This window comes from Leucobacter sp. USHLN153 (genome assembly GCF_037145615.1).
GTDB lineage: Bacteria > Actinomycetota > Actinomycetes > Actinomycetales > Microbacteriaceae > Leucobacter.
On sequence record NZ_JBBCXE010000006.1, the window covers coordinates 94,434 to 107,244 of the forward strand.

At 68.3% G+C, this 12,811-nt stretch carries 10 protein-coding genes; 5 read left to right on the forward strand and 5 right to left on the reverse strand.

The genetic code is table 11. The annotated features are described in order from the left end of the window. Positions 1-95: 95 nt before the first annotated feature. The 4 genes from WFH00_RS11180 to WFH00_RS11195 all read right to left on the reverse strand — a co-directional run bounded on the left by WFH00_RS11180 (position 96) and on the right by WFH00_RS11195 (position 5,473). Complete coding sequence (locus WFH00_RS11180) at positions 96-1,988, reverse strand: ABC transporter ATP-binding protein (protein WP_336660917.1); 1,893 nt, start codon at positions 1,986-1,988, stop codon at positions 96-98. Beyond that, entirely contained in the window at positions 1,988-2,911 is a 924-nt protein-coding gene (locus WFH00_RS11185; protein WP_336660918.1) for an ABC transporter permease, read from the reverse strand. Before WFH00_RS11185 ends, WFH00_RS11180 begins: the two co-directional genes overlap by 1 nt. Before the next feature lie 2 nt (positions 2,912-2,913). Then, the gene (locus tag WFH00_RS11190) at positions 2,914-3,861 is read right to left on the reverse strand and encodes an ABC transporter permease (RefSeq protein WP_336660919.1); all 948 of its coding nucleotides are present in this window, start codon (positions 3,859-3,861) and stop codon (positions 2,914-2,916) included. An 85-nt stretch (positions 3,862-3,946) separates the two neighbouring features. After that, positions 3,947-5,473, reverse strand: a complete 1,527-nt coding sequence (locus WFH00_RS11195; RefSeq protein ID WP_336660920.1) for an ABC transporter substrate-binding protein — start codon at positions 5,471-5,473, stop codon at positions 3,947-3,949. 340 nt (positions 5,474-5,813) lie between these two features. Here WFH00_RS11195 and WFH00_RS11200 point away from each other — a divergent pair, with 340 nt between their 5' ends. Continuing rightward, a complete protein-coding gene (locus WFH00_RS11200) occupies positions 5,814-6,572 on the forward strand; it encodes a FadR/GntR family transcriptional regulator (RefSeq protein ID WP_336660921.1) in 759 nt (252 codons plus the stop codon). A 141-nt stretch (positions 6,573-6,713) separates the two neighbouring features. Here the strand turns inward: WFH00_RS11200 and WFH00_RS11205 are convergent, their stop codons facing one another. Then, positions 6,714-8,009 (reverse strand): MFS transporter, encoded by a 1,296-nt coding sequence (locus WFH00_RS11205; RefSeq protein WP_336660922.1) that lies wholly within the window; start codon positions 8,007-8,009, stop codon positions 6,714-6,716. 200 nt (positions 8,010-8,209) lie between these two features. On the opposite strand from WFH00_RS11205, the gene WFH00_RS11210 reads away from it, so the two are divergent. The 4 genes from WFH00_RS11210 to WFH00_RS11225 all read left to right on the forward strand — a co-directional run bounded on the left by WFH00_RS11210 (position 8,210) and on the right by WFH00_RS11225 (position 12,784). Continuing rightward, a complete protein-coding gene (locus WFH00_RS11210; protein ID WP_336660923.1) occupies positions 8,210-8,671 on the forward strand; it encodes an Lrp/AsnC family transcriptional regulator in 462 nt (153 codons plus the stop codon). 77 nt (positions 8,672-8,748) lie between these two features. Further along, the gene (locus tag WFH00_RS11215; RefSeq protein WP_336660924.1) at positions 8,749-10,323 is read left to right on the forward strand and encodes a class I adenylate-forming enzyme family protein; all 1,575 of its coding nucleotides are present in this window, start codon (positions 8,749-8,751) and stop codon (positions 10,321-10,323) included. After that, positions 10,320-11,612 (forward strand): beta-ketoacyl-[acyl-carrier-protein] synthase family protein, encoded by a 1,293-nt coding sequence (locus tag WFH00_RS11220; protein ID WP_336660925.1) that lies wholly within the window; start codon positions 10,320-10,322, stop codon positions 11,610-11,612. The genes WFH00_RS11215 and WFH00_RS11220 overlap by 4 nt, the downstream gene beginning before the upstream one ends. 11 nt (positions 11,613-11,623) lie before the next feature. Next, positions 11,624-12,784, forward strand: coding sequence for an acyl-CoA dehydrogenase family protein (locus WFH00_RS11225; protein WP_336660926.1), 1,161 nt, complete (start codon positions 11,624-11,626; stop codon positions 12,782-12,784). The last annotated feature ends 27 nt before the right edge of the window (positions 12,785-12,811 follow it).

Consider the following 12,811-nt stretch of genomic DNA (forward strand, 5'->3'; position numbering starts at 1 on the left):
TTCTTCCGAGGCGGGCGGCGAGGGATCAGGCCCGTGGGCGTCGCGAGCGCGGCGAAGGATCAGCCGCCGACGCGGCATTCCTCACGTCGCACCGCTCACGCACTCGCCGTGAGCTCCTGCCGCAGCGTCAGTGACGAGTCGATGAGCCGCTTCGTGTACGGGTGCTGCGGGTCGCGGTAGACGGACTCCGTCTCACCCGCCTCCACGATCTCGCCCGACTGCATCACGATGACCGAGTCGCAGAGGTACCGCACCACGTTCAGATCGTGCGACACGAAGACGAGGGTGAGCCCGTACTCGTCGACGAGATCCGCCAGCAGATTGAGCACCTGAGCGCGCACCGAGACGTCGAGCGCGCTCACCGGCTCGTCCGCGACGACCACCTGCGGCCGGCAGATGAGGGCGCGCGCGATCGAGATGCGCTGCCGCTGCCCGCCGGAGAACTGATGGGGGAACCGCGCAGCCGACGACGCCGGAAGCCCGACGGCCTCGAGCATCTCGGCGACCATGCGCTTGCGATCGGCGGCGGACTCGCCCCGGCCCGGCACGAGCAGCGGCTCCGAGATGATCTGCTCGACGGTCATACGCGGATCGAGCGACCCCATCGGATCCTGGAACACGATCTGCAGGTTCTGCCGCAGCTCGCGCAGCTGGGCTTCCTTCGCACCGTTGACCTCGTTCCCGGCGACGACCGCGCTGCCCGAGGTCGGCTGGTCGAGACCCGCGAGGATCCGCAGAAGCGTCGACTTGCCCGACCCGGATTCACCGACGACGCCCAGCCGCCCGCCGCGCGGCACCTCAAACGAGATGCCCTTGAGCGCGCGCACCTCGGGTGCCGGCTTGAAGAGGCTCGTGCGGCCGCGCGTGTACGTGCGCACGAGATCGGTGACGCGCATTGCGGGCTCCGCGGCATGCTCGGCGCGGGCAGCGCCATCGGCCTGCGGTGCGACGGGCGGGTGCGGATCCGCCTCGCCCGTCGCCGCGTGCTCCGCGACGGCGGACTCTGCGTGTGCCAGCTCCGCGCCAGGCTCGGTGCCCTGAGCAGCCTCAGCAGCCTCAGCAGCGTCGGCGCCCTCAGCAGCGTCCGCCGCCGGTGGCACGTACGCCTGCGCGGTCGCGACGGTGAACAGGCGCCCGTTCGCGTCGACCGCGTCGAGGTCGGAGGCGGCGAGCAACCCGCGCGTGTAAGGGTGCTGCGGGCGCGTGAAGACGTCTTCGGTGGTGCCCTCCTCCACGACGACGCCCTCGTTCATCACGAGCACGCGCGTGCACATGTTCGCGACGACGGCGAGGTCGTGCGTGATGAAAAGGAGCCCCGTGCCGCGCTCGCGCACGAGCTCGAGGATCAGGTCGAGCACCTGGCGCTGCACCGTGACGTCGAGCGCGGTCGTCGGCTCGTCACAGAGCAGCAGCGAGGGGTCGTTCGCGAGCGCCATGGCGAGCATGACGCGCTGGCGTTGACCGCCGGAGAGCTGGTGCGGGTACGCGCGCGCGGCCTGCGCCGGATCAGGCAGGTGCACCGCGTCGAGCATCTCGACGGCCCGACGGTTCGCCTCGGCCTTGTTCGGCGCCAGCTTGTGCTGCAGGATGATCTCCGCGACCTGCGCCCCGGCCCGCATGAGCGGGTTCAGCGCGGTGAGCGGCTCCTGGAACACCATCGCCATGTTTCGGCCGCGCAGCTTCATGAGGTCGGACTCGGGTGCATCGAGCAGATCGCCCGCGTACCCGTCGATCTCGACCGAGCCGTCGGCGGTGACCCCGTTGGGGAGCAGGCCTAGAAGCGCGGTCGTGGTCATCGACTTGCCCGATCCCGACTCGCCGATGAGCCCGATCCGCTCGCCGTGCGCCATGTGCAGGGAGAAGTCGGAGACCAGGGTGCGGTAGGGCGTGCGGACGTTGAGATCGTCGACGCGGAGGAGCAGCTTGTCGGCTGCCCCGGCGTTCGCTGAAGTCGCGCGCCGTGACGCGGAGGAGGTTTCAGTGCGCATCAGCCGCGGCTCCCGTTCAGTTTCGGATCGAAGCGATCGCGCAGGCCGTCACCCAGCAGGTTGAAGCCCATGACCGCGATGGCGATGGCGAGGCCCGGCCAGACGGCGAGCATCGGTTCGGTGCCGAGGAACTGCTGCGACTCCTGCAGCATGCGCCCCCACGACGGGGTGGGCGGCGGGGTGCCGAGCCCCAGGAAGCTCAGGCCCGCCTCGGCGAGCACGGCGAGCGCGAACGAAACCGACGACTGCACGACGACCATGCCGATGATGTTCGGGAGCACGTGACGCACGGCGATCCTGAACCGCGATTGGCTCGCCGCTCGCGCCGCAAGCACGTACTCCGTCGTCATCACCTGGAGCGTCCCCGAGCGGGCGACGCGCGCGAAGCCCGGGATCGTCGCGATGCCGATGGCGACCATCGCAGTGAGGGTCGAGGCGCCGAAGACCGCGCTGAACATGATCGCGAGGAGCAGCGCGGGGAAAGCGAGCGCGATGTCGGAGGTGCGCATGATGACCTCCTCGATCCACCCGCCGCGGATGCCCGCGAGGATCCCGAGGGGCGTGCCGACGATGATCGCGATGCCCACCGAGATGACGCCGACGAAGAGCGTGATGCGAGCGCCGTAGAGCATCGCCGAGAACACATCGCGCCCGTAGCGGTCGGTGCCCATGAGGTGGGCGAGGCTCGAGCCCTCGAGGCGGTCCGCGGGCATCGCCTGGGTCGGGTCGTAGGGGGTCCAGATGAAGGACACGATCGCGGCGATGGCGACGAGGCCGATCAGGATGATGCCGATGATGAGGGTCGTCGAGAGGCGGCGCTTGCCGGGCCTCGGGGCGGCACTCGTGCTCGCATTGCCCGGCGCGCTGATTGCGGTCGTGCGCGGGGCCTGCGACGGGGGAGTGGGAACCTGCTGCGTCGTCATGGCTAGGCGCTCCTTCGCAGTCGCGGATCGATGATCGTGTAGAGGATGTCAACGACGAGGTTGAGGATCAGCGTGATGGCGACGAGCACCATCACCACGGACTGCACGGTGAGCATGTCGCGGTTGCCGACGGCGTCGAGCAGCATCGAACCGAGGCCCGGGATCACGAACACGCGCTCGATCACGACCGCGCCAATGATGAGGGCGGCGATCTGCACGCCCGTCACGGTGATCACGGGGATCGCGGCGTTACGGAGCCCGTGCTTGAGCAGTGCGCCGTTCTTGCTGAGGCCCTTGGCGCGTGCGGTGCGGAGGTAGTCCTCGCTCATCACCTCGAGCACGGCCGAGCGCACGTAGCGGGTGAGGATCGCGCCCTGCACCGAGGCGAGGGCGACGACGGGCAGGATCAGCCTGCGAATGAAGTCCCCGAAGTCTTCCGCGGGGGCCGTCCAGCCATTGGCCGGCAGCCAGCCGAGGCCGACTGCGAACACGATGACGAGGAGGATGCCGGCGAGGAAGCCGGGGATCGCGACGCCGACCTGCGATCCGAGGCCGATGACGACACCGGAGAAGTTGCGGTGCTTCACCGCGGCCCAGGTACCGAGGGGGATCGCGACGAGGAGCGCGACGACCATCGCGGTGAGCACCAGGATGAGGCTCACCTGCACGCGGTCGATGACCAGCGGGCTGATGTCGTTGTGGGTCACGTACGACGTGCCGAAGTCGCCCGTGAGGAGGCCGCCGAACCACTCGAAGTACTGCACGATGAGCGGCCGGTCGGTGCCGAACTCGCGGCGGGTCTGCTCGAGGAGCTCCGGCGTCGCGTTGACGCCGAGAGCGATCTGCGCCGGATCGCCGGGGATCAGGCGCATGAAGAGGAACACGACGACCGTGGCGACGACGTACGTCACCGCGAATCTCGCGAGATTGATCAGGATCCGTATGGCCATGCGGTTTCCTCGGGTTCGGGAGCGGCGGTGGTGCGAGCGGTCGAGGGAGCGGGATCCGATCCTGCCCCCTCGACCGATTCGGAAGTTACTTCCAGCTCAGATTCGTGAGATCGAGCGCCTCGATGATGGCGTTCTCGGGCATGCCCTGGAGGCCGGCCTTCGACACCGTGATGTTCGGGAAGAGGAACAGCACTCCCGAAGCTGCGTCATCGACGATCTGCTCGGCGACCTGCTTCATGCCGTCGACGTAGCCCTCTTCGTCGGCCGCATCGGCCTTCTCGGCGATGGGCGCGATCTTCGAGTTGTCGTACCCGATGTAATAGTTCGGGTCGTTGAACACGGTGAGGATGTCGCGCGCCTCGACGGCGAGCACGGTCGTCATCTGGTAGTCGTGCTGCGTGAAGACCTTGTCGAGCCAGACGGCCGGGAACTCGGCCGACTCGATGGTCGCGTTGATGCCGACGTCGGCGAGCTGCGAGACGACGATCTCGGAGACGGCCTGCGCGTAGGGGCGCGTCGGTACGGTGAAGCTGATGTCCAGGTTCTCCTGGCCGGCCTCCTTGAGGAGATCCTTCGCCTTCTCCGGGTCGTACGGGTACTTGTCGTTGAGGTCTTCGTAGTACGGGTCGGTCGGGGTCGCGTAGGTCGCGACGAGCGAGCCGTAGCCGTTCCATGCGGTGTCGAGGATCGCCTGCTTGTCGAGTGCGTAGAGCACTGCCTGGCGCACGCGCACGTCGTCGAACGGCGCAGCCTGGTTGTTCAGCGAGAGTGAGACCTCGCCGCTCGAGGTGCCGGTGGTGACGGTGTACGCGTCATCCGACTCGAAGCTTGAGAGCAGCTCGGGCGCCTGCAGGTTCGCGATCGCGTCGACGTCGCCGGTCTGGAGAGCGTTGGTGGTCGCGTTCGCGTCGGCGAAGTACTTGAGGGTGACCTCTTCGACGCCCGGCGCCTCGCCCCAGTAGTCGTCGCGGGTCTCGAAGACGAGGCTCTCGTTCGGCGTCCACTTCTCGACCGCGTAGGGTCCCGTGCCGACAGCGGTGTTCGCGAGATCGTCGACGGCGTCTTCGGAGAAGATCGCGCCGACCGGGGTCGCGAGGCTGAAGAGCCAGGCGTTCGAGGGCTTGCTGAGCTTGACGACGACCTCGGTGGGAGAGGTGACCTCGACGCTGTCGACGACGTCCATCTTCGCCTTGAGGCTCGAGACCCAGTCGGTCTTGACGCGGTCGAAGCTGAACTTCACGTCATCGGCGGTGAACTCGTCGCCGTTCGAGAACGTGACGCCGTCCTGCAGCGTGAAGGTGTAGGTCGTGCGATCGTCGCTGATCGTCCAATCCGTGGCGAGGAGCGGCTGGATCTCGCCCTCCTGATCGAGCTCGACGAGCCCCTCGTACACGTTCGACATGAGCGCCTGCGGGATCGCGGAGCCGGCCGTCGTGGTGAAGTCGAGGTTGGTCGGGGTGCCGGTGAGGGCGATCGTCGCGGTGGTCGGCTTGTCGCCGCCGCTGTCACCGCCCGATCCGCTGTCAGCTCCCGCGGAGCATGCGGACAGACCGAGTGCGGCCGCGGCAGCCAGCGCGGCCGCGGGGAGAATCGCGTTTCTACGTCGCATCATTGCTTTCCTGTAACTCGGGCCTCCCGGAGGGAGGCCAAGGGGTTGGTGGGTATTCGTGTAAGTAGTGTTCGTGAGGCGGGTGATGCCGGCTGGCTCCCGCGGGGTGTGCGGTCGGAGCCGGGCTGCCGGGCGCCACTGCCCGTCTCTCCACTTCGCGCAGCGTATGCCCGATAGCGGTCCCGTGTATCCTTTCAGATTAAACGAATTGCGAACCAGGATACATGGTAAGGCCACTCAGGTGGTGGCTAGGATTTCGATAGGTTCTTCCGAGGGTCTGCGTGGCTGCTCTCGACCCATTTCCGGCGCGTGTCGCGCCGTTCCCTGTTAGGAATATGCGTCAGTGACTACTCCCCACAGTTTCGAGCCCGCCGTACCCGTGCACACGTATCAGCGCATCGTCGATCAGATCGAGCAGGCGATCATCTCTGGCGAGATTCCCGTGGGATCGCAGCTGTCGAGCGAGCGGGACCTCATGGTGCAGTTCGGCGTCAGCCGACCCACGGTCCGGGAGGCCCTGCGCATTCTGCAGAGCATGGGCCTGCTCGAGTCGCGCCCGGGGACGCGGGGCGGCCCCGTCGTGCTCGCTCCGTCGTCGAAGACGCTGTCGCGCTCGCTCCGCGCGCTCGTCGGCACCGACGCGCTGGACGTCGCCGCACTCGTCGAGTACCGCGTGGTGCTCGAGGGGACGACGAGCCGTCTCGCGGCGGTGCGCCACAACGAGGAGCAGCTCGGCCGCATGCAGGCCGCCATCGAGCAGATGGAGCGGGATGCCGAAGCGAACGCCGACACCTTCGCGGCGGCTGATATCGAGTTCCACGAGGCGATCTGGGAGGCGAGCGGCAACGAAATGCTGCGGCTCACCGGCGAGGCGGTCTCGGGGGTGCTCCGCGGCATCATCCAGCGGGACGTCGAGAATGAGCAGCACGACAACCAGCTGAAGCTCGAGTCCGCGGCGATCGACCGCCGCCTGTTCGAGGCGATCGCCGAGCGTGAGGCATCGCTCGCGAGCCAGATCGCTCGGCGCGCCGTTGCGGACCGCTTCGGGCTGCTGATCGAGAGCGACGTGGATCGCCAGGCGCTCGCAGCGCTCGCCGAGTAGGGGTCGGGGTCCCGCGCGATCCTGCCCCCTCAGCAGCAGTTTCGCGGTCAACAGCACGCATCGCGCGGAGTTTTGCGTGTTGACGCGTGATCCGCTGTTGAAGACGGTCACCTGGTGCGCCGTGCGATCCTGCCGCGCTGGTCAGCGTCGCCGCGCCCCGACCAGCGCGAGCGCGAGCGCGGCGACCGCGGTCGTAAGGGCGAAGAGCGTCACCGCGTCGGCGAGCCCGAAGCGCTCCGCGAGCGCACCCAGCGCGATCACCGGGACCGCGCTGCCGAGATAGGTGACGGTGTATACCGCGCTGACCGTCGACGCGTGCCGCAGCGGGTGCACCGCGCTCGTCGCCGCCGTGAACGCGGCCTGGAACGCAACGCCCTGCCCGATCCCCGCGAGCGCGCAAGCGACAACCAGGAACCCCACCGCCCCGACCGCGCCGGCGACCGCGAGGCCGCCGAGACCGACGGCGAGCACGGTGAGCCCCACGGGGAGTCGCCAAGCTCCGCGCAGGGGCAGCAGCTGCACGAGCGCCGACGCCGCGAGCGTAACTGCGGCGAGCAGCCCGATGATGGGCCGCGAGTCGGTGCCGGCGATCGCGGCGAAGTGCGAGGGGGCGAGCGAGAGGCAGAACCCGAAGACGGCGAAGCTGAGGAACCCGGTGGCGGCCGCGAGACGGAATGCGCGGGCGGCGGCCGGATCGTTGCGGCCGGTCGGTCCCGCGGTGTCGGGGCGCGGATCGGGGGCATCGGCGAGCGCGATGCCCCGGTAGTGGGGTGCGCACTCGAGGTGCGGGGCCACCACGAAGATGACGGGGACGAGCGCTGCGAGCGCAATCGCGGTGGCGATGTAGGGGGTCTGCAGGGGAGTGGCGGTGAGCGAGAGCAATCCGCCGAGGATCGGACCTGCCGCAACGCCGCCCGATGTTGCGAGCAGGGTGAGGCGGCCGACGAGGGCGGGGCGGCCGGGGAGTAGCGCTCGAAGCGCGCCCGATCCGGTACCCGTCGCGCACGCCACCGCGACGCCCTGCACCGCGCGACCGACGCAGAACCAGCCGAGCGTCGGCGCGAAGGCGAGGGCCGCGGTGGCGAGCGCGGCCGCAGCGAGCGCGCAGATCAGCACGGTGCGCCGATTCACCCGATCGGCGGCGCCTCGGAAGAAGAGCAGTCCGACGATCAGTGAGATCACGTAGCTCGAGAACGCGATCGACGTGCCGAGCGCACCGAAGCCGAGCTGCGTCTCGAGCAGCGGGAACAGCGGAGTGCTGAGGTTCGCGCTCACGAGGAGCGTGAACAGGGCGAGCGCGGTGAGTGCGACCCGTGCGCGCGGGCGGTGCAGCTGGGCCCGAGCGGCCGGAGGTGGTGCTGATGCCGGGTGGGTGCTCGAGGTGGTGAGCGTTTGGTCGCGGTGCGCGAGCGTGGTCGCGGGAGCGGCGGGCTGCATGGCATCTCCTTGTTGGACGCGGGGGTGGAGCATCCGAGTGGCTGCCCGCGGGGTGGTGCGGGCTGTGAACGTGTGCGGTGATGGTGTTCACCGGCACAGGTAAGATTCCATCGCATCAGGGCGATCTGCGCAAGCGGCGTCTTTCAAATTGATCGATATGATCAATACGTGCGTGTGTGACCCAGCAGAAAGTGGACAAAATGAGTGCAATCGACGCGACCGACCGCCGGATCCTCCACCTACTCGACGAGGATGCGCGCATGCCGACCGCGATGATCGCCACCAGACTGGGCCTCGCCCGGGGCACGGTTCAGGTGCGACTCGAGAAACTCAAGGAGGAGGGCGCGCTGCGGCTGCACAGCTCACGGGTGACGCCCGCGGCGCTCGGGCGACCGGTCGGGGCGAGCGTGCAGGTGGAGCTCGATCAGCATCAGATCAGTGCCGCGATCGCCGCGCTCGCCAATATTCCGGAGGTGCTCGAGTGCTTCGCCCCCGCGGGGAGCACGGACCTATTGCTTCGCGTGGTCGCGCGCGATCCCGACGACCTGTATCGCGTGAGCGAGGAGATCCGCCTGTGTCCTGGGATCACTCGGACTTCGACCAGCCTCTTTCTACGCGAGGTCATTCCCTATCGCGTCACGGGTCTGCTCGCGGCCGGATGAGCTTCGTGCGCGACGTCGAATGGCAGGGCGCTCGAGTGGGCGCCTGCGCCGGGCGGCGGCGCGCGTAAACTGAACGCATGCCCATCACATCGGCAATCCTGCAGGTCGCCGAGCACGATCCCGGGCGGCTCGCGATCGTCGGTGAGGGATCGCAGGGTCGGCTCTCCCACCTGACTTATTCGGAGCTCGTCGAACTTTCGCGGCGCACGTTCGCGGTGGTGGACGGTCTGCATCGCGACCAAGCGAATCCGCCCGTGCCGGCGCCTGAGACGGGCGGTATCCCGATCAGTGCGGTGAGCGTCGACTCGGCGTTCGCGGCCGCTCGTTTCGTCGGCGCGCTCGCGGGCTATCGAGCCGTGTCCGCGACCATTGACCCGCGTTGGCCGCTTGAGCACCGTGTCAACGTGGTGCTCGCGACCGGTATCGGGGTGATCGTGTCAGATTCCCGCGATCTCGCTGCGGCTCTCGCCGAGCGCGGCTGGGGCGGCACTCTCGTTTCGCTCGCAGAGTTCGAGCGCCTCGAGGCGGAGGCGGCGCCCGTGCCGGCGCCCTCCGTACGTGACGGGGATGAAGCATTTCTCCTCCTGTTCTCTTCAGGCACGACGAGTAGCCCGAAGGCGTTCCTCAAGACCCGGCAGCAGTACCGCGACAATGTCGCCGTCTCGAGCGCGCACCTCGACCCGCTCCCCGGGGTCGTGACGTTCGCGCCGGGACCGGTGTCCTACAGCCTCACGCTGTACGCGGTGATCGAGTGTCTCGCAACGGGCGGCACTGTGCACGTGGCCGATCAGTTCGATCCCTTTGCTGTGGCCGCTCGCGTGCGCGACGAAAGCATCACGCGCATCGTGGCGGTCCCAGCTGTGGTTCGCGCACTCACTGATGCCGCTCGCCGCGATCCGCAGGCCTTCGCGCGGCTGGATCTCGTGATCACGGGCGGCGCCAACCTCCCGCGCTCGCTCCGCGAGGGACTCGCGCGCGTGCTCCCCGCAGCTCGACTCATCAGCTACTACGGCGCGGCCGAGATCGGCTTTATCGGCGATAGCAGAGGCGGCGACGGCACGAGCATTCGCGTGTACCCGAGTATCGCGGCGAGCGTGCGGGATGAGGTGGGGAGCGAGCTCCCGAGCGGCGAACCCGGCACCCTCTGGATTCGAGCCGCGGCCTGCTCGGATGGATACCTCGCAGGCACGACCGACGAGGTCTTGCGAGGCGCGGACGGCTGGGCCACCGTGCACGACCAGGCTCGAATGGTCGATGGCGAACTGCAGCTGCTGGGGAGAGCGGGCGATATCGCGGTGACCGGGGGACACAAGGTGTCGCTCGTCGAGGTCGAGCGGGCGTTCGACGGCATGCCGGGGCTCGCTGCCGTATGCGCCGTCGCGCTGCCTCACTTCACCCTGGGGTCGATCGTGGCGCTTGTCGTCGAAGTGCCTCGTCTCGACACGGGCAGTGGGGAGGTCCGACCTGGTGTTGGAGACGCGGTGCCTCTCGGCCGTGCAACTCTCGTCGACTGGGCAACTGCGCGTCTCGCTCCCCAGTACGTGCCCCGTCGATGGTTCCGGCTGGACGCACTGCCGCGCACTGTCGGCGGAAAAGTGCGCCGTAATGAGACGGCAGAACGCGTGCTCGACGGATCGGCGGTGCAGCTGTGAAGCGCAAAGTCGTCGTCACCGGGCTCGGCGCAGTTACTCCGAGCGGCATCGGCGTCGACGCGATGTGGGATTCCGTCGTCCGCGGGCGAAGCGCGATTCGAGTCCTGGAGGGATCGCAGTTCGATGAGCTGCCGGTCCGTATCGGTGGGCAGATCTCCGGTTTTGAAACGGAGGGGCTCGTCTCGCCGGGGCTCGCACGCCGGCTGAGCCCGGTGCAGCTCTGGGCGCTCGCCGCAGCTGATGAGGCACTCGCACACGCGGGCCTCCAGCCGTCCCCAGAGGCGTGGGCCGGCGACGAGGACCGCGTGACTATCATCGCCGCGACGGGATCTGGCCCCGTCGACGCGATGCAGGCGGCTACGCGCGCACTCGACGAGCGCGGCCCTCGAGCCGTCCCGCTTTCACTCGCCGTATACGGCGCTCCAGATGCGGCAGCTGCTTTACTTGCGCAGCGGTACGGCGCGACAGGACCCGCCCAGGGAGTATCGGCCACGTGCGCCAGCGGAGCTGTCGCGCTCGGAGAAGCACTGCGACGCATCCGCCACGGGTACGCGGACGCGGCGCTGGTCGTCGGCATGGAGGATTGCCTCGGGGCCGTGAATCTCGCCTCGAACGCGAACCTCCGCTCCCTCGCGGTGGGATACGAATCGCACCCGGCTGAGGCCTCCCGACCGTTTGACCGAGCGCGTGCCGGCTTCGTGATGTCCCAAGGTGCATCTGCGATCCTTCTCGAGTCCGAGGAGCGTGCGCGTGCGCGAGGCGCCGTTCCGCTCGCCGAGCTTGCGGGCTTCGGAGCATCGAGTGACGCGTACCACGCGACTGCGCCGGATCCTGAGGCGCGGGGGGCCTCGCGCGCGATCGAGCTGAGTCTCGCTGACGCCGAGCTCGCGCCGAGCGCCATCGACCACGTGAACCTGCATGGAACCGGCACTCTCGCCGGTGATGCAGCCGAGATCGTGGCACTGCGTCGCACTCTCGGAGAACGGGCAGAATCCGTCCCTCTCACCGCGACGAAGTCGAGCACCGGCCATCTCCTCGGAGCCGCCGGAGTCGTCGAGGGAGTCATAGCAGTGCTGTCGCTCGCTAAAGGTCGCATCCCTCCGACGATGAATCTCGCGGACCCCGAGTTTCCCGAGCTCGACTTCGTCTCCGGTACTGCGCGCGAGGTGGGACTCGGCACCGTGCTGTCGACGTCGTTCGGATTCGGCGGGCACAATGGGGCCCTCGTGTTCCAAGCGAGCGCTGATGGTCGACACAAGTTACCTGGCTCGAAGGAGGAAGACCGCTGATGGATCGCGAGATGAGACACACCGAACTCGCTGAGCGACACCTTCCCGAAGCGTTGTTGGTGCGGTTCCGAGAGCGCGCCGCGGCTTCGGATCGGGGTAACGAGTTCTTCGACGACGATCTTCGTGAGCTGCGGGAAGCCGGCTACCTCACGCTCTTCGTGCCCGCGGCGCATGGAGGACCGGGGCTTTCCCTCCACGAGGTTTCGCGACTGCAGCAGCGTCTTGCCGGTGCCGCCCCCGCGACAGCGCTCGGTGTCAACATGCATCTCATGTGCACGGGAGTCGTCGCTGCGATGTCGGCCCGAGGGGACGACTCCCTCTCTTACGTGTTCGAGGAAGCGCTGGCCGGGGAGATCTTCGCGTTCGGCATCAGCGAGCCCGCGAACGACTGGGTACTGCAGGGCTCGAATACCCGAGCGGAGCCAGCGACTGACGGCGGCTACCGTCTCACCGGTACCAAGATCTTTACCTCGCTTTCTCCGGCCTGGACTCGACTGATTGCTCACGGCTTGGATGCGAGCGACCCAGCTGATCCGAAGCTGGTGTACGGCTTTATCGAACGCTGCGCGCAGGGAATTACGACCTCCGACAACTGGGACGTCCTCGGAATGCGCGCCTCGCAGAGCCGGGCTACCCGGCTCGACGAGGTTGAGATGCGGGCGGACCGCGTTGCCCGGCGAATTTCTCCCGGCCGCACGCCCGACCTGCTGACGTTCGCGATCACGAGCAACTTTCAGTTGCTCGTGGCATCGGTGTATGCCGGGGTCGCGCGGCGCGCGCTCGCAGTTGCGGCCTCGGCGCTCAAGAGTCGTCGCTCGGCGTCGCGCGAGACCGCGCTCTCGGAACTCGGCGAGTGGCGCTCGCGTCTCGCCGAAGCGCATCGATGCTTCCTCTCGGTACCGGCGCAGCTCGATGCCTATACGCGTGACTTCGATGAGCTGGTCGATCATGGCGTCGGTTGGGCGCCGCGCCTCGTCGCTGCGAGGATCGCAGCAGGTGAAGCCGCTCGCTCCGCTGCCGAGACGGCCCTCGTATGCAGCGGAGGGGCGGGGTTCAACATGGAGAGCGAAGCGAGTCGCTTGTATCGCGACGCGGCTGCAAGCCTGTTCCACCCGCCGAGCGCGGAGGTCTCGCAGGGCATGTTCGCCGATGCTCTGCTGGACGTGGCGTAGCACCCGCGTTGTCGTGGAGCTCACGTC

Bases quoted from the DNA above. Each gene is read 5' to 3' on its own strand.
- WFH00_RS11180 (WP_336660917.1), bottom strand. From the start codon at position 1,988: ATGCGCACTGAAACCTCCTCCGCGTCACGGCGCGCGACTTCAGCGAAC.
- WFH00_RS11185 (WP_336660918.1), bottom strand. From the start codon at position 2,911: ATGACGACGCAGCAGGTTCCCACTCCCCCGTCGCAGGCCCCGCGCACG.
- WFH00_RS11190 (WP_336660919.1), bottom strand. From the start codon at position 3,861: ATGGCCATACGGATCCTGATCAATCTCGCGAGATTCGCGGTGACGTAC.
- WFH00_RS11195 (WP_336660920.1), bottom strand. From the start codon at position 5,473: ATGATGCGACGTAGAAACGCGATTCTCCCCGCGGCCGCGCTGGCTGCC.
- WFH00_RS11205 (WP_336660922.1), bottom strand. From the start codon at position 8,009: ATGCAGCCCGCCGCTCCCGCGACCACGCTCGCGCACCGCGACCAAACG.
- WFH00_RS11210 (WP_336660923.1), top strand. From the start codon at position 8,210: ATGAGTGCAATCGACGCGACCGACCGCCGGATCCTCCACCTACTCGAC.
- WFH00_RS11215 (WP_336660924.1), top strand. From the start codon at position 8,749: ATGCCCATCACATCGGCAATCCTGCAGGTCGCCGAGCACGATCCCGGG.
- WFH00_RS11225 (WP_336660926.1), top strand. From the start codon at position 11,624: ATGAGACACACCGAACTCGCTGAGCGACACCTTCCCGAAGCGTTGTTG.